15 protein-coding genes are annotated in these 15,772 nt (G+C 40.1%); 4 read left to right on the forward strand and 11 right to left on the reverse strand.

All coding sequences use genetic code 11. The annotated features are described in order from the left end of the window. Window positions 1-49: 49 nt before the first annotated feature. The 6 genes from H8B17_RS09770 to pheT all read right to left on the reverse strand — a co-directional run bounded on the left by H8B17_RS09770 (window position 50) and on the right by pheT (window position 7,095). Window positions 50-1,384, reverse strand: coding sequence for a sensor histidine kinase (locus tag H8B17_RS09770; protein ID WP_223816465.1), 1,335 nt, complete (start codon window positions 1,382-1,384; stop codon window positions 50-52). A gap of 4 nt (window positions 1,385-1,388) precedes the next feature. Continuing rightward, window positions 1,389-2,066, reverse strand: a complete 678-nt coding sequence (locus H8B17_RS09775; RefSeq protein ID WP_190308990.1) for a response regulator transcription factor — start codon at window positions 2,064-2,066, stop codon at window positions 1,389-1,391. 142 nt (window positions 2,067-2,208) lie between these two features. Next, a complete protein-coding gene (gene rny, locus H8B17_RS09780) occupies window positions 2,209-3,768 on the reverse strand; it encodes a ribonuclease Y (protein WP_190308991.1) in 1,560 nt (519 codons plus the stop codon). 248 nt (window positions 3,769-4,016) lie between these two features. After that, on the reverse strand, window positions 4,017-4,307 hold the full coding sequence (locus H8B17_RS09785) for a cell division protein ZapA (protein ID WP_190308992.1): 291 nt from the start codon (window positions 4,305-4,307) through the stop codon (window positions 4,017-4,019). Window positions 4,308-4,355: 48 nt separating this feature from the next. Beyond that, the gene (locus H8B17_RS09790; protein ID WP_190308993.1) at window positions 4,356-4,664 is read right to left on the reverse strand and encodes a hypothetical protein; all 309 of its coding nucleotides are present in this window, start codon (window positions 4,662-4,664) and stop codon (window positions 4,356-4,358) included. A 37-nt stretch (window positions 4,665-4,701) separates the two neighbouring features. Continuing rightward, on the reverse strand, window positions 4,702-7,095 hold the full coding sequence (pheT, locus tag H8B17_RS09795; protein WP_190308994.1) for a phenylalanine--tRNA ligase subunit beta: 2,394 nt from the start codon (window positions 7,093-7,095) through the stop codon (window positions 4,702-4,704). 370 nt (window positions 7,096-7,465) lie between these two features. Between pheT and H8B17_RS09800 the strand changes: the two genes are divergently transcribed. Beyond that, window positions 7,466-8,200 (forward strand): hypothetical protein, encoded by a 735-nt coding sequence (locus H8B17_RS09800; RefSeq protein WP_190308995.1) that lies wholly within the window; start codon window positions 7,466-7,468, stop codon window positions 8,198-8,200. 27 nt (window positions 8,201-8,227) lie between these two features. Next, complete coding sequence (locus H8B17_RS09805) at window positions 8,228-8,674, forward strand: NUDIX domain-containing protein (protein WP_190308996.1); 447 nt, start codon at window positions 8,228-8,230, stop codon at window positions 8,672-8,674. Window positions 8,675-8,729: 55 nt separating this feature from the next. Here the strand turns inward: H8B17_RS09805 and H8B17_RS20760 are convergent, their stop codons facing one another. Beyond that, window positions 8,730-8,861 carry a hypothetical protein gene (locus H8B17_RS20760; protein ID WP_262891641.1) on the reverse strand — a complete coding sequence of 44 codons (132 nt, stop codon included), beginning with the start codon at window positions 8,859-8,861 and terminating at the stop codon, window positions 8,730-8,732. Between the two features lie 149 nt (window positions 8,862-9,010). Continuing rightward, window positions 9,011-9,484 carry a 23S rRNA (pseudouridine(1915)-N(3))-methyltransferase RlmH gene (rlmH, locus tag H8B17_RS09810; RefSeq protein WP_190308997.1) on the reverse strand — a complete coding sequence of 158 codons (474 nt, stop codon included), beginning with the start codon at window positions 9,482-9,484 and terminating at the stop codon, window positions 9,011-9,013. Window positions 9,485-9,624: 140 nt separating this feature from the next. On the opposite strand from rlmH, the gene H8B17_RS09815 reads away from it, so the two are divergent. Together H8B17_RS09815 and H8B17_RS09820 are read left to right on the forward strand one after the other, a co-directional pair. Further along, the gene (locus tag H8B17_RS09815; protein WP_190308998.1) at window positions 9,625-10,524 is read left to right on the forward strand and encodes a DUF3078 domain-containing protein; all 900 of its coding nucleotides are present in this window, start codon (window positions 9,625-9,627) and stop codon (window positions 10,522-10,524) included. Window positions 10,525-10,710: 186 nt separating this feature from the next. Further along, on the forward strand, window positions 10,711-11,310 hold the full coding sequence (locus tag H8B17_RS09820; RefSeq protein WP_190308999.1) for a riboflavin synthase: 600 nt from the start codon (window positions 10,711-10,713) through the stop codon (window positions 11,308-11,310). Here H8B17_RS09820 and H8B17_RS09825 read toward each other — a convergent pair. The 3 genes from H8B17_RS09825 to H8B17_RS09835 all read right to left on the reverse strand — a co-directional run bounded on the left by H8B17_RS09825 (window position 11,298) and on the right by H8B17_RS09835 (window position 15,661). Next, window positions 11,298-13,040, reverse strand: coding sequence for a chloride channel protein (locus H8B17_RS09825; protein ID WP_223816466.1), 1,743 nt, complete (start codon window positions 13,038-13,040; stop codon window positions 11,298-11,300). The genes H8B17_RS09820 and H8B17_RS09825 overlap by 13 nt on opposite strands. A 64-nt stretch (window positions 13,041-13,104) precedes the next feature. Further along, complete coding sequence (locus tag H8B17_RS09830) at window positions 13,105-14,046, reverse strand: hydrogen peroxide-inducible genes activator (protein WP_190309001.1); 942 nt, start codon at window positions 14,044-14,046, stop codon at window positions 13,105-13,107. Window positions 14,047-14,098: 52 nt separating this feature from the next. Next, the gene (locus H8B17_RS09835) at window positions 14,099-15,661 is read right to left on the reverse strand and encodes a sulfatase family protein (protein WP_223816467.1); all 1,563 of its coding nucleotides are present in this window, start codon (window positions 15,659-15,661) and stop codon (window positions 14,099-14,101) included. Window positions 15,662-15,772 lie beyond the last annotated feature (111 nt).

Here is a 15,772-nt window from a genome sequence, read left to right on the forward strand (position 1 = left end):
AGTTATGCCGACAATATTAAGGTAAACTTTAAGATAGATTAGAGTTTGATTAGAAATACAATTGGACGGTTGTACCTTTCTCTATAGATAGAATATGCATTTCTATACGATGCAACGAGAAAATAATATTCGCCATCGACAAGCCTATGCCTTTCCCTTGATATTTTCGCGCATTGTTAGCGCGATAAAAATTCTGTCGGATATACTGCATATCATTTTCGGGGATACCGATTCCCTGATCGATGATGGCCATGACCAATTTCCCGTTCTGTTCTCGAAAAAGAACGCGAACCACTTGGTTGTCCGAATATTTAATAGCATTCTCTAATATATTTCCAAAGGCAAGTTCCAACAATTTATCATTTGCCTCCACGGTAAGTAGATCACTATTTTTCACTTGAATATCAACCTCGATACGCGCTTCATGATAAAGTACCATATTCTCAATCACCTGCCACATCACCTCGTCTACACGGATCGGTTTTAATTCAAAGCTCGTCTTTGCTCCGGAGAGTAGCATCATTTGTTCAAGCGTATCCTGTAAATCGAGCGTGTATTGTTCAAGTTGCGTAATGGTGCTTTTGTATTCTTCGGCAGAGCGGGTCTTGCTTTGCGTTACTTCCAGTGTACCAAGTAAAGCCGTTATCGGTGTACGCAATTCGTGTGAGACATAATCAATAAAGTTCTTCTGCACATGGAATGTCTCCGCGATACGTTTTACAAAGTGATTATAGGTGTTCACGAGATCTTCGATTTCCGCATACGTCTTCGTCAGTGACAGGGGTTTATTGAAGTTTTTGCTATCTCGCTCCCGGATTTGGTCTATAATCTTCATAATGGGTTGGTAGGCTATATGACTTAAATAGCGAGAGAAGAGAAAGATAAATGCAACACTCGATAGAAATACGGCGATGAGGATATGAAAGAGCGAAAGCATCTGTGCGTTAAACGCATCTTTCGGCTCGCGAGTAATCACCACAAAATCTCCCTGATTATCCCGATAGAAAATTCCATAGTAGAAAAAAACGTCCGTTTTGAAAAAACCATTTTCAGCACGACGCACCTCGGTCAAAAAATCAGGAGAAATCTGTTCGAGCGTCGGCATATCCCCGTTAAATACACGATTTGCACTATCAATTATTGCAATATTCCGTCTGGATATCGTACGATGTAACTGATTTTTAATTGTGGTATGTTCTGGAAGCGATAGTTCATCTTGTTCCAAATAATAAATCGCCGCCAAAAGTGATTTGCTTTCCAGTGATTGACGTTCTTTCCGTTCCATCTGGGCATAGTAAGAAAAGTAGATCACGACCGAGAAAATCAGCATAATGACGCCAAATATCACCACAGCATATAAGGATAACCTATGTTTTAGCTTCATAACGCTACCCTTTAAACATATAACCTACACCTTTCACGGTGAAGATATATTTCTCATCCTGTTTCTCGATCTTACTCCGTAAATAAGATATATATACATCAACTACATTTGTATGATTGTCAAACGTAATTCCCCAGACCGCGTTTAATATCTGTACCCTACTCACCGTTTTTCCAATATTCTCTACCAGATAGATAAGTAATTTATACTCTCGGGGAGATAGGTCTACAGACTGTCCTGCTAATGTCACCTTATACTGCTCCCGATTGATGTGCAATTGACCAAATTGTAACTCGGCTTTCGGTGTCTCCAATTGTTCATACTGCCGCCTGCGTGTAAGTGCCCGGATGCGGGAGATGAGTTCATCAAAATGAAAAGGTTTCGTTAAATAATCATCAGCACCATAGTCTAACGCCGATATTTTATCCTGCACACTGTTCAATGCACTTAGCATAAGAATAGGTGTGTATACTTTTTTATAACGCAACGCTTGCAAAAGCTGTATACCGTCCATATCGGCCAACATAATATCCAAAATGATCAAATCCCACTCGATATTGATGTACTGTTTCAGCACATCTTCTGCATTTTTACATAAAGTGACCAGATGACCACACTCTTCCAATCCTTTCACCAGAAAATTACTGATTCGATTATCGTCTTCTACTACAAGAATTTGCATAAGCTGGTATTTGCTCAAAAATAAGGAATTTATTTGTCTCCTTTTTTCTTGATAAAAAAGGAGACAAAAATAAACCTTCATTTTATAACATAAAAAAACTGCCCCGAGAGGGGCAGCCTTATATTGATCTATTTAACAATTACTATTTCGCGTACGAAACCGATCTTGTTTCGCGTATAACCGTCACTTTGATCTGTCCCGGATATGTCATCTCCGTTTGGATACGGTTCGATATATCCGCTGCTAAAATTTCTGCCTGCTCATCAGAAACCTTCTCTGATTCGACCACAACACGTAGTTCACGACCGGCTTGGATGGCAAACGTTTTTTCTACGCCAGGATAAGAAAGCGCAAGCTCCTCCAATTCCTTCAAACGCTTAATATAACTTTCGACTACTTCGCGGCGTGCACCAGGGCGTGCGCCCGAAATCGCATCACATGCTTGAACAACTGGTGAAATCAACGACGTCATTTCTATCTCATCGTGGTGGGCACCAATGGCATTACACACGTCCGGATGCTCCTTATATTTTTCTGCTAACTGCATACCCAAAATAGCATGTGGTAATTCTGGGTTATCATCAGGCACCTTTCCGATATCATGTAAAAGGCCTGCCCGCTTCGCGTGTTTCACATTTAAACCAAGTTCCGAGGCCATCGTTGCCGCAAAGTTGGCCACTTCACGCGAGTGTTGCAACAAATTCTGTCCGTACGACGAACGATAACGCATACGGCCAACCATACGTATCAACTCGGGATGAAGACCATGTATACCTAAATCAATTACCGTACGCTCGCCGATTTCAACAATTTCATCTTCAATCTGTGTACGTGTCTTCGCCACAACCTCTTCGATACGCGCCGGATGAATACGTCCATCAGTAACCAATCTATGTAACGACAAACGCGCGATCTCCCGACGTACCGGATCGAATCCCGACAAGATAATCGCTTCTGGCGTATCGTCTACAATAATTTCAACCCCCGTTGCCGCTTCTAAAGCACGAATATTTCTTCCTTCCCGACCAATGATACGTCCTTTAACCTCATCGTTTTCGATATTAAAAATGGACACTGTATTTTCGATAGCTGACTCCGTCGCCGTGCGTTGAATCGTTTGGATAACCACCTTTTTTGCTTCTTTGGATGCTGTTAGTTTTGCTTCATCCACAATATCCTTGATCTGCATAATCGCTTGCGAACGCGCTTCTTCGCGTAAAGAGTTGACCAATTGCTCTCGCGCTTCTTGAGCAGACAAGCCAGCAATTGTCTCTAACTGTTTAATATGCTGATTTTTCAGTTGTTCCGCTTCCTGCGACTTTCTCTCATTGACTTCCATCAAGTGATCAAGTTTCTTATTTTTATTATCTAAGTCTTGTTTTTCGCGATTTAGGCTTTCCAGTTTTTGATTTAGCGACTGCTCTTTTTGTCGAATCGTATTTTCTTTTTGCGCCACTGCACTATTACGTTGACTAACCTCTTTTTCATGTTCTGCCTTTAGTTGCAGAAATTTCTCCTTCGCCTCTAGATTACGCTGTTTTTTGTGATGTTCGGCCTGTTGTTCGGCTTGCTTAATGATACGCTCGGATTTCTCCTGTGCCGCCTGTTCTTGTTTTTTGAAAATTGATTGTAACAAAAAACGTCCAATAATGACCCCCACAATAAGCGAAACTATAATTGAAATAATAGTAATTAAATCCATTGTTTATATATGTTATTCTGTTTTTTTTCCAAAAAAAAACCGCAATTAAATGTAACAGGTCCCATGTATTATTAAACTTCGATTACACATGATTTGAGCAATTGATCATGACCTAGATGGCTTTCGCAAAATGGCCTACATCTTGTTTTCGCTCGTGATATTGAAGCGTTAAGTTTAAAATAGTGACAACCCGAATTTAATTGCGGCAAATTCGTCGTTATAAAGCTCTGAAATAAAGAACGATATACTTATTTTTTAAAGAAATCCGTCAATATACGATCCAATTCGTGAACTTCTCCTTCCAATCCATCTTCCTGTTGTTGCGCATTTCGTTCGGCTTTTATCATTCCTGTAGCGTATTGCAAAACACACATCGACAATAAGTCTTGTTTATCACGAACTGCATAATTTTCCTGCAATTCCTTTATTTTTTCATTAATTAATTTCGCAGCGTGTCTAATCACCTCTTCTTCTTCCGTAGCCACCCTTAATGGATAAACACGGTCTGCAATATTTATTTTTATGGAAATTTCTCCCATTTTTTTGAGCTTAAATAACGTAATAAGTTTGCGTCCCTTCTATTTCCCCTACTTCAGCAAACCTATACATCTGTCTATTTCTCGCACAAAATCGTTAATTTTTTGCTTTGTGTCAAGTATTTTTTCATTTATGGCTTCCTTATCTACCGCTGACTGATCCAATGACTTCGCAACTGCCAATGCCTTAACCTTTTCTTCCAGCTGCTGTACTTTATCCGTACTCGTCTGAAAAGCCACGTGTAAGGATTGTACTTCAAGCTTTAACAAATCATTTTCTTCCTGCAGGGCCTCGCACAATTGAATAAGATTTTTCGTCTTCTCGACGATAACATTCATTTGTGTAGACAGTCCAGCCATATAATATTCTTTCGCAATTAATCGTTAAACATATCCTTTAGCGCACGACTGCGCCAATCTCTTGTTCAAAGTTAAGCATTAATTTTTTAATTATAACCTCGATTTGTTTGTCATTTAACGTTTTTTCTTCGTCTTGCAGTGTAAAACTTAAAGCGTAGGATTTCTTTCCTTCTGGAAGACCAGAACCTTTGTAAACGTCAAAGATGTTGATCTCTTTTAGTAATTTGCGTTCAGTTTTCGTTGCTATCCGCGTAAGTTCTTCAAATGTCACCGCATCACCTACTAATAACGATAAATCGCGTCGTACAGCAGGGAACTTGGATACCTCTTGATATTTGATTGTATTCTTACGTATTACCTTTATAACAAGGTCCCAATCAAATTGAGCGAAATAAACTTTTCCATCCAGATCAGCTTTTTTTAGGTTATCCGTCGAAACGCTGCCTAGTGTCACCAATGTCTTCTGTCCTTTCATGTAGTTCAAGCCATAATCAAAATACGGCCCATCAGCTTCCTGTACTTGCAAACCCAGAATATTTAACCGCTTGATAAGCGTATCAACAGCCGCTTTCAAATGATAAAAATTCGTCTTTTTGCTCTCCGAGCTCCAATGCTCTTCTATTTGATCGCCGGCTATACACAACGATAGGTTTTGCCGCTCTTGATACCCCACTTCGGTTTTGAAATACGTTTTACCATACTCAAAATACTTAGCGTTCGGGTTTTTACGCTTCTGATTGTAGGCTACGGTCGTCAATGCCGAGAACAACAGGTTTTGACGCATGGTGTCTAGATCCGAGCTCAATGGATTAACCAAACGAACAGCTGTTTGTTCATCTTCGACAAACGATAGTTTCGTGAGCGAATTGTTCAATATCTCCCGATAACCATTTCCGATTAATAAATCTGCAACTTGGTTTAACACAACTTCCTTATCCGGCTTTTCCGTTGTATTCAACGAAGATTTAATCTGCGGCTTTAGTTCAATATTGTTATAACCGTAGATACGTAATACCTCTTCGATAATATCTACCTCTCGCGTAACATCCACTTTATAAGCGGGCACACTAACCGTAATTTCCTCCACATTTTCGTCTGTGATCTCCATGCCGAGAGCCAATATAATATCCTTAATCTCTACATACGGAATCTCCTTACCAATAAGTTGCTGTACCCGTCTGTAATTAACCGAGAAAGTGAACGGAAGAACAGGAGCCGGATAACAATCTGTAACAGACGAAACCACTGTCCCTCCAGCAATATCTCGAATCATCAGTGCCGCTTTTTGCAATGCATATACAGGCATATTGGGGTCTGTCCCGCGTTCAAAACGGAAGGAAGAATCTGTTTTTAAGCCGTGGCGTTTCGAGGTCTTACGCACCGACACAGCATCAAAATAAGCAGACTCCAAGAAAATGCTCGTTGTTGTCCCGCTAACACCAGAATGCTCGCCCCCAAATACACCAGCAATACACATCGGCTTCTCCGCATCTGCAATCACCAAATCTTCTGCTGATAGTTTCCTTTCGATGCCATCCAATGTTACGAAAGGCTCGTTTTCATCGGCATAACGCACGATTACCTTGTTTCCTGCAATCTTAGCCGTATCAAATGCATGCAGCGGCTGCCCCAAATCGTGCAATATATAATTTGTGACGTCCACAATATTATTGATAGGCCGCACGCCAATCACATTCAATTTTTCCTTCAACCAATCGGGCGACTCGCCCACAGTGATGTCAGAAATAGTTACACCAACATAACGAGGGGCTGCCGTTGATGCTTTTACGTCTACCTGTACGCCTGTCTCTTTTCCTTCTTGAAACGCAGCAACATCACTTAACGTATATGGTTTACGGAAATACGCGGCTAAATCACGTGCTACGCCTAAATGAGACGCAGCGTCTGCTCGGTTCGGTGTTAACCCGATTTCATATCGGAAATCGTCTTGTATGTTATAATAATCTTTTACCCGAGAGCCTACGACCGCATCAGCGTTCAGCTCTACAATGCCGGCATGTGAAGTTCCTAAACCAATCTCATCCTCACCACACAACATTCCTTCCGAAACTTCTCCTCTAATTTTAGATTTCGTAATCTTAAAAGGCTCTCCATCCGTGGGATGGCAATATGTCCCCACTGTGGCTACAATCACCTTTAGCCCTTCTCTTACATTAGGTGCACCGCAAACGATGTGCAATAGTTCCGGTCGGCCGACATCTACTGTCGTAACTTTTAATTTATCGGCATTCGGGTGTTGCACGCAGGTTTTCACCTCACCTATAAGTAAGCCCTCCAACCCACCGGGAATGCTTTGCACCGTTTCTAGCAACTCCACCTCCAACCCTACATCCGTCAAAATTAAGGATAGTTCTTCTGGTGTTTTTTCTATGTCTATATAGTTCTTAAGCCAATTATAAGAAATATTCATATGTAAATAGTTTGATCTTTAAAGACCACACGGAATATCCAGATTAACTTCTATGAGCTCGCAAACTCGGTTATTTTCATTTGCGCTTTTACGAAGCCTGGATATTTCATGTTGGAATCATTATTTTAGGCACAAAGATAGTTTTTTTGGAGGGTTCAGTAAAACGTTTTCGATTGATGTTGCATAAAACTGTCTTTTTTCTTTATTATCTTAGATCATTCTGTCAAACGTCCTTAACGTACAGTAACTTTTCCTCCCCTTTTATAAGCATGGATCAAATGCAGTACCACGGTCATCTGAATTCTGTCGAGTTTTGTTTTTGTTTCAAATTTAATCCTTACTTTTAGGCTCTTTTTAGGGTAGAGAAACAATGAAAATAAACAACAATAACAACAATCAGCAGGATAGTTTATTAGGAGACCTTGAAAAAACCATCATCATCAACCAATTGATGGATACTCCTTTTTCTGAACGAGATGAACAGTGGCGGGATCATTTTTTAAGTCATATCGATGGTGCAAACCTCAAACTCGGTGAAACCGAAGTAGCTATTAGCAGAGACGGCTTCCCCTATATCCAACTTCAAACGGTAACCACGGATGAAAGTTTTCAAGCTTTTGTTATCAAAAACCAACTAGATACCGTGCTAGAGCAAGGCTTTGGCATCACCATTAACGCGCATTTAGATCAACCTGACTGGGTTTTTTCTTACGGAGATCTAGTAAACCACAAATTAAACGGTTCTTTTTACACCGACCACAGCATTTTTTCTGATCCGAAAGACTACTTGGGTATAAACAAAGACGAGGAAATTTTGGTCGGGCAACCTTCAGAAGAGATTTTCCCCGATTTTCTCCGAAGACAAATTCGTGAGTTTTTGCAGTATTCCGGAGTCAAAAATCCAAAAATCATGTTAATTGCACGTAATTACACCGACGAAGCCCGTGCGTCGCAGGATTTAGTGTTCAATTTTATACCTGTACAATTTCCTTCGGAGAAAGAATTCAATACGGTCATGAATACCATCCAATGGTTTTTGCCCAAACATTACTCATTTTTCGGTGTGGATGAGCTCGCGATCGAAAATGGGTTTCACCCACTTTAACAAATAACAAAATTAAAATAAACTCAGATGTATTTTAACGTACGCGTTTACGGTCTATTGATTACAGACATCGAGGAAGTTCTTATTAGTGATGAAAAGACACTCAACGTATCCTTCACTAAATTTCCCGGCGGAGGTCTTGAACATGGCGAAGGACTAATCGACGCCCTAAAACGAGAGTTCATGGAAGAATGCCAGCTCGAGATAGATATCGTCCGTCATATATATACAACAGACTTTTATGAAAAATCCAGCTTTAATGATAGCCAAATTATCTCCATCTACTATCAAGTAGAAGCAAAAAGTCCCCTTTTATTCGATATAAAAACAAGTCCTTTTGACTTCTCGCTAGAAAAACAGCAGGAAAAAATGGAGGTATTTCGGTTTATACCTATTGATAGTCTTCAAGAGATGGATCTTACATTCAAAACAGATAAAATGGCCTGGCGTCACTTTAAAAAGTTGATTTTATGAAGTCGCCGTTGATCGGTTTTTTTGCTTACTTATCCATAAGAATCTATCCCCGACCTTAACGTAAAAAATAGGCGAGTGCGATAACGATGACGATACCGACTATAATAATAATCAGATTTCGTTTACCGTCATTATCTGATTCTGTACTCTTAAATTTATAGTCTCTTTTGAATCTATTCATATCCATAACAACTCCTTTTTCTATAGTGATGATATCCTATGTAAACCTAAATAAATTCACTTTTATATGCAAAATACAACGCATATAAAATGAGTTTACTTAGCTCTCCTCTCCCTTTGAGAACATTTAATAGAGGAAATTTACATAAAAAATATTTATTCGTGGTGGTAAGGTTCTCCACGCAAGATCGTAAATGCCCGATAAAGCTGCTCCACAAAAAACAAACGAACCATCTGATGTGAAAATGTCATTTTCGATAAGGATAATTTTTGGTCAGATCGGGCATACACTTCATCCGAAAAACCATATGGCCCACCAATGATAAACACAATATGCTGAACCGAGCTGATCATTTTCTGCTCCAAAAATTTGGCAAACTCAACAGAAGCCAATGATTTCCCACGTTCATCCAACAGCACAACAAAGTCCCCATTGCTCAATTGCTTTAAAAGGAGTTCCCCTTCTTTGGCTTTTTGTTGTGCCTGAGTCAAGTGTTTAGCATTTTTAACATCAGGAATAACAGCGATATCAAAATGTACATAATGCTTCAAACGTTTCACGTAATTTTCCATGCCTATCTTAATAAAACTCTCATCGGTTTTCCCGATACACAGTAAGGTTATTTTCATTTTTGTAAATTTATTTCCATGGCGTTTGACCTATCCAAAAATGTCGTATTTGCAAAATTATATCGTCAGATACAAATAAATTGCTATTTTCGATTGTTATTCACATCAAAATTACATTTATTGATAAAATCAAGAAAAAAATGAAGTTATTAAAAACAATTTCTTGCGCCTGCACGCTCTTATTGGGAATCAGCGTAAACGCACAAGAAGGTACGCTCGCACAAGATACCACTAAAACTTGGACAATTAAAGGCGAAAACACATTTCTGATTAATCAAAGCTCTTTCACCAACTGGGCCGCGGGTGGTGTCAACTCGTTTGCCGGAAACCTCATCTTAAATTATGATTTTAATTATAAAAAAGATAAATGGAGCTGGGATAATAAAGTATTGGCCGCCTATGGACAGACCTTCCAAAAAGAAACCGATTGGCGTAAAAACGACGACCGGTTTGCATTGAATAGTTTGCTAGGTTACGAAGCATCGGCATACTGGATGTACACCTTCTTCATGAACTTTAATACACAATTCGCAAATGGGTATAAATACACCGATACCGGAAGAGACAAAATTTCAGCAGGTTTTGCTCCAGCGTACCTGAGTTTCGGTCCGGGTATGGCCTATAAAAGATCAGACAACTTTAAGGTTAATCTATCCCCAGCCGCCGCTCGGTTTATTTTTGTCACAAATGATTCATTATCGAATGTGGGCGCATTCGGTGTCGATCCCGGTAAAAAATCAAGATTTGAATTAGGTGCATCTTTAGATGCTTATTACAAAGTCAACCTAATGGAAAATATATCTTTGGAAAACATCTTAAAATTGTATTCAAATTACTTGGAAGACCCACAGAATGTGGATGTTGATTATACCGCAAACCTCTTTATGGAAGTGAATCGGTTTATCACCGTTAATGCTGGCGTACAGCTACTTTATGATGATAACACCAATGTTCCTAAAGTAAGAAACGGTATAGAGACTGAAGGACCTGGCCTTCAGGTAAGACAAATACTCGGTGCCGGGATTACTTATAAATTCTAACATAAAAAAGCCTGGGCATAATCTGGCGATTCCCCAGGCTTTTAAATATAATCCCGTTAAACGGGATAATCAACCTAAACCTATTGCAAAGGTATAATATTATTGTTATATCTCCCAATTTTTCTTCTTCTTTTTTACGAAGAAAAACACATATAAAAAGTTATCTTTGTAAAAAGAACAACGCTTATGTTTACCGGCATTATTGAAACTGTGGGAACAGTTACTAATATCGAAACAGAATTAGGAAATATCCATTTCTATATACAATCTACTATCTCCCATGAGTTGAAAATTGATCAAAGTGTCTCGCACAATGGCGTATGCTTAACAGTTGTGGGCATAATGGAAAATACACATAAAGTAACTGCAATTCAAGAAACGTTATTAAAATCTAACTTAGGTCATTTAAAAATTGGCGGATTGGTCAATCTAGAACGCTGTACCCCTACAAATGGTCGATTCGATGGCCATATTGTACAGGGACATGTAGACCAAACGGGCACTTGTATAGCAAAGGAAGAACAACAGGGGAGTTGGGTTTTCACCTTTGAATATGAAACTCTACAGCAAAATATCACGGTAGAAAAAGGTTCCATCACCGTAAATGGAATCAGTTTAACCGTGATCAATTCGAAGAACAATCAATTTTCAGTTGCCATTATTCCCTATACGATTGAACACACCAATCTACAAGAAGTAAAAATCGGCGATACCGTTAATTTGGAGTTCGATATTATCGGGAAATACGTATCCAAAATTATGGAACGTCGTGATTACTCCAAATAATGTCCTTGTCTTACCAACAGCGCTCTGTATTTGTTGAATACACTGGATTTTGAAATAAATCCTAAATAACGATCGTTTTCGTTCACCACAGGCAATATCCACACGTCGTCTTTATTCATCTTCGTCATTACAACCTCCATATTCTCCTGTTCGCGAACTACGTCGTTCGGTTTTTGAGCTAACTGGTCAAACGTTTTACTAGCGCCCTCTTCTTCACCTAATAAGATAGCAAAAAGTCGTTCACTGTAGATCGTTCCTAACAGTTGACCGTCAGCATCGACAATCGGGAATATATTCCGTTTGGAATGAATAATATCTGATTTTCTTTCTAATGGCGTCTCATTTGGGCGCAAAACAACAAAATTTGTTTCTAACACATAGCGGAGTTTCATCATACTCAAAACCGTTCGATCTTTATCTTCGTAGGAAAGTAAATCGCCTGAATCCGCGAGTACTTTCGTATAAATGGAATGTTTAAGTATGGAGCGATTGATAAGGTAAGATATAGACACAACCAACATCAACGGTACCATAAGGGTGTACCCTCCTGTAATTTCTGCTATCAGAAACAAGCCTGTTAACGGTGCATGCATAATGCCTGCCAGCGCACCAGCCATTCCGGCTACTACAAAATTCGGCACATTCAGCATCACGACACCAGTTTGATTGATACCGTAGGCAAAGGCAAAACCAAGTAGCCCTCCCATAACCAAACTCGGACCAAATATTCCTCCGTTTCCACCTCCATTTAACGTAAAAAGGGAAGCTAAAGATTTCGCAAACAGCGTCAATACGGTATAACATACTATTACGCCCGCCATATGTCTATAATCCGCAAAAAGACTGTTCCTTACAATAGCATCAAACTGTCCGTCCAGCATTTGTTGGATCGTTAGATATCCTTCTCCATACAACGCGGGAAAAATAAAAATCATCAATCCAAGTGATATCCCACTAAACCATACTTTGTTATAAGGATTACGTATTTTTGAAAACCAAGATTTAACCGTTGTGCTTATTTTCGCAAAATAAACAGTATAAAGCCCAACCACTACGGCCAATAATATATAGAAAATAAGCGCTCCCATCTCCCATTCTGTACTCGTGGTATGAAAAAGAGGTTCACTATATAGAAACCGAGAAACGACAGACGCTAACGCAGCAGAAATCAATAAAGGGATAAATGCCGGGATAGAAAATTCGGGGAGTAAAATCTCAATAGCGAAAATCATCCCCGCTATAGGACTATTAAAAGCGCCGGCAATTCCAGCCGCAGCGCCACATGCTAACAACATGGTCGTCTCCTTATATTGTAACCCGAAAAAACGCCCCATATTGGAACCAATTGCCGAACCGCTATAGGCAATCGGCGCCTCCAAACCACAAGAACCGCCGAAACCTACCGTGATAGCACTCGTCAAGATCTGTGAATGAATATTATGTGGTTCAATACGGCTCGATTTTCTCGAGATAGTATAAATAATAGGTGTAATACCATGTTCAAATTTTTTCTTTTTTAAAAACTTTCGTACATATATTACGCTCAATAAAATACCAAGAAGCGGGAGAATCAAATAAAAAGAATATTTATAATGCCAATCAATATCATTTTGCAATGTGGCAGCAATAAAATGTGTCAAACCTTTTAATAAGGCTGCCGCCAATCCACCTATAATCCCAACGAGAAAAGCCAGTATAATCAGAAAATTTCGGTTTGATATTTTCCGCATTCGCCACCGGTTTAACTCGTCTAATTTCTTCCTAATATTTACCTTCATATTCATGTGGCCTCCACTAGAGGTCAAAACCCATTACCTCCCTTTTCTTTTTTGTTTTAAAACGTTCGGGTACAACGTTTAAAATTTCATTTTTCAAAGCGTTCACCGCTTGCTTTCTCACAAAGTTCGACGTCGTAACTAAGCTGATTTCTCTAACAGGTTCTGGCATTTTGAAATATCTTACATGATTAAGTTGATCCTCATCATATCCCAAGATGCTCATTTCGGGCAATATAGTAATTCCACCATTGATGTCCACCATCCGTTTCAATGTTTCCACACTTCCCGTATTATACTCAAATGTTCCGTCGGCTGCTTGGTTATGTTTATAGTGACAGATATTTAACACTTGCCCTCGCATACAATGACCTTCATTAAGGAGCCATAATTTTTCATTAGCAATCTCATCAGCCGTGACTAGTTTCCTTTCATATAGCGAACTCTTTTCGGACACATATGCAACAAAAGTCTCATAGAATAATGGAGTCTCCTCTATTCCATTCTCTTGTAATGGCGTAGAAAGCACTCCGCAATCTAAACGTCCCACTTTTAGTTCCTGAATAATTTTTTCCGTCGTGTATTCCCATATCTGCAATTTTAGTTGGGGATATTTATGTAGCATATTGGCCAACACGTCCGGAAGCAAATAGGGTGCTACTGTTGGGATAACGCCTAGCTTTAATTCGCCAGAAACCACACCTCTTTCCTCTTGCAGCAATTCTTCTATTTTCTTGCTTTCATTCAATACTAAACGTGCCTGGCGGATGATCTTCTCCCCTATCTCCGTCGGTACTACCGGCTGCCTGCTTCGATCAAATATCTTCGCTCCTAACGATTCTTCCAGTTTCTGAATCTGCATACTCAAAGTAGGCTGTGTTACAAAGCAGTGCTCTGCTGCCGCAACAAAACTACGGAAAGAATCCACAGCTATAACATATTCCAATTGCACCAGTGTCATTCTATCAATTTTAGCTATGCAAAGGTAGTCATTTCAAGTTCGAAGTCAGCAATTAATGTAGCTCCAGTCGTTCGGTTTGTTGTATTGTTTTTCCCCGCAACCCTTCATAGCGTTTCTTCAACTCTTCCAACTTATCCGGGTTACTTTCCGCTAAGTTGATTTGCTCACCGACGTCCTCTTGTAGATTGTATAATTGATACCTATCCGAGTTTCCCAATTCTATATTCACCTGTTCGTTCACAGCAGCTCCACGGTAAGGAGGAATCATCACCCAATGTCCATCACGCAAAAATGTGCGCGAATTAGCTTCCAAGATTAAGGTAGTGCGACCTTTATGGCTTTTACCTAAAAAAACATCCAGATAGTCTCGGCTGTCCGTTCCATCAACTTGTTGACCGGTCAGCTTTGCGAACGACGCAAGAAAATCTAATTGACACACGACCGCATCGGATACCTGTGGTTCGATTGTGCCTTTCCAGTAAACAATGAAAGGTACACGTGGACCAGCTTCGTAAAGACTGTATTTACCTCCCCGCAGTGGGCCGGCCGGACGATGATTCCCCACACGCTCCACTGCATCATCGTAATAGCCGTCATTCAGCACAGGACCGTTATCACTAGTAAAGATAATCAGCGTATTTTCCAACACACTCTCTTCTTCCAAAGTCTTCAGGAATTCACCGAGACACCAGTCCGCTTCTACGATAACATCACCCCGCGGCCCCATATTCGTACGACCCACAAAACGCGGATGTGGCGTACGCGGGACATGCGGCTGTTGCATCGCATAGTACAAAAAGAACGGTGCCGATTTGTGTTCACGTACAAACGACTGCGCTTTAGCCAAAAAGATATCCGCCATGTCTTCATCAATCCATTCTGCTTTTTCCCCACCTTTCATATAACCAATCCTTGAAATACCGTTTACAATACGCTGATTGTGCCCATGGTGCCATTTCATTTTTAGCAGTTCGGCATTGTCTAAGCCCGTAGGTTCACCCTCAAAGTTTTCTTCATAATTAACCTCCATCGGATCATCATCCTCCAGACCTACAACACGGCCATTTTCAATATATACGGTAGGAACCCGGTCCTGCGTGGCTGCCATGATAAACGTCTCGTCGAAGCCCACTTCATTAGGTCCTGGAGTAATGTATTCGTTCCAGTTCACATCTCCCGAGCCCAATCCTAAGTGCCATTTGCCGACGATACCCGTATGATATCCCACCTCCCGTAACATCTTCGGAAGAGTCTGCTGTGCCGTATCTATCAATAAAGGCGCTGTGCCCGGCAATATCTTTGCATCGCTGTTACGCCAAGGGTAGACACCAGTCAACATACCGAAACGACTCGGTGTGCAAGTAGAAGACGTCGCATAACCATTGGTAAAACGAATGCCTTCCTCAGCCAGTCTATCCATATTTGGTGTAAGAAGACTTTCCGCTCCATAAGCACCCATATCACCATACCCCAAATCGTCCATGTTAATAATTACGATGTTGGGCATACGGGGCACTGTGCTTTCCATGGCGGGGCCGCAACGGGTAAAAAATGTTATGAACAGTCCTGCATATAAATGCATCACACGCTTCCGTTTATAAAGTCTATCTTTCATTATTTATTTGTTTTGTTAGGCTCCCTATGATGATTTAAAGGTAAGTTTATATCTGGAAATAATCAATTTGTTTTGCTTGGCCCCCTTTTATTGAATTATCTCAAATTGGAA

The sequence above is a fragment of the Sphingobacterium arenae genome (assembly GCF_014692505.1).
GTDB classification, from domain to species: Bacteria; Bacteroidota; Bacteroidia; order Sphingobacteriales; family Sphingobacteriaceae; genus Sphingobacterium; species Sphingobacterium arenae.

Bases quoted from the DNA above. Each gene is read 5' to 3' on its own strand.
- H8B17_RS09770 (WP_223816465.1), bottom strand. From the start codon at position 1,384: ATGAAGCTAAAACATAGGTTATCCTTATATGCTGTGGTGATATTTGGC.
- H8B17_RS09775 (WP_190308990.1), bottom strand. From the start codon at position 2,066: ATGCAAATTCTTGTAGTAGAAGACGATAATCGAATCAGTAATTTTCTG.
- rny (WP_190308991.1), bottom strand. From the start codon at position 3,768: ATGGATTTAATTACTATTATTTCAATTATAGTTTCGCTTATTGTGGGG.
- H8B17_RS09785 (WP_190308992.1), bottom strand. From the start codon at position 4,307: ATGGGAGAAATTTCCATAAAAATAAATATTGCAGACCGTGTTTATCCA.
- H8B17_RS09790 (WP_190308993.1), bottom strand. From the start codon at position 4,664: ATGGCTGGACTGTCTACACAAATGAATGTTATCGTCGAGAAGACGAAA.
- pheT (WP_190308994.1), bottom strand. From the start codon at position 7,095: ATGAATATTTCTTATAATTGGCTTAAGAACTATATAGACATAGAAAAA.
- H8B17_RS09800 (WP_190308995.1), top strand. From the start codon at position 7,466: ATGAAAATAAACAACAATAACAACAATCAGCAGGATAGTTTATTAGGA.
- H8B17_RS09805 (WP_190308996.1), top strand. From the start codon at position 8,228: ATGTATTTTAACGTACGCGTTTACGGTCTATTGATTACAGACATCGAG.
- H8B17_RS20760 (WP_262891641.1), bottom strand. From the start codon at position 8,861: ATGGATATGAATAGATTCAAAAGAGACTATAAATTTAAGAGTACAGAA.
- rlmH (WP_190308997.1), bottom strand. From the start codon at position 9,484: ATGAAAATAACCTTACTGTGTATCGGGAAAACCGATGAGAGTTTTATT.
- H8B17_RS09815 (WP_190308998.1), top strand. From the start codon at position 9,625: ATGAAGTTATTAAAAACAATTTCTTGCGCCTGCACGCTCTTATTGGGA.
- H8B17_RS09820 (WP_190308999.1), top strand. From the start codon at position 10,711: ATGTTTACCGGCATTATTGAAACTGTGGGAACAGTTACTAATATCGAA.
- H8B17_RS09825 (WP_223816466.1), bottom strand. From the start codon at position 13,040: ATGCGGAAAATATCAAACCGAAATTTTCTGATTATACTGGCTTTTCTC.
- H8B17_RS09830 (WP_190309001.1), bottom strand. From the start codon at position 14,046: ATGACACTGGTGCAATTGGAATATGTTATAGCTGTGGATTCTTTCCGT.
- H8B17_RS09835 (WP_223816467.1), bottom strand. From the start codon at position 15,661: ATGAAAGATAGACTTTATAAACGGAAGCGTGTGATGCATTTATATGCA.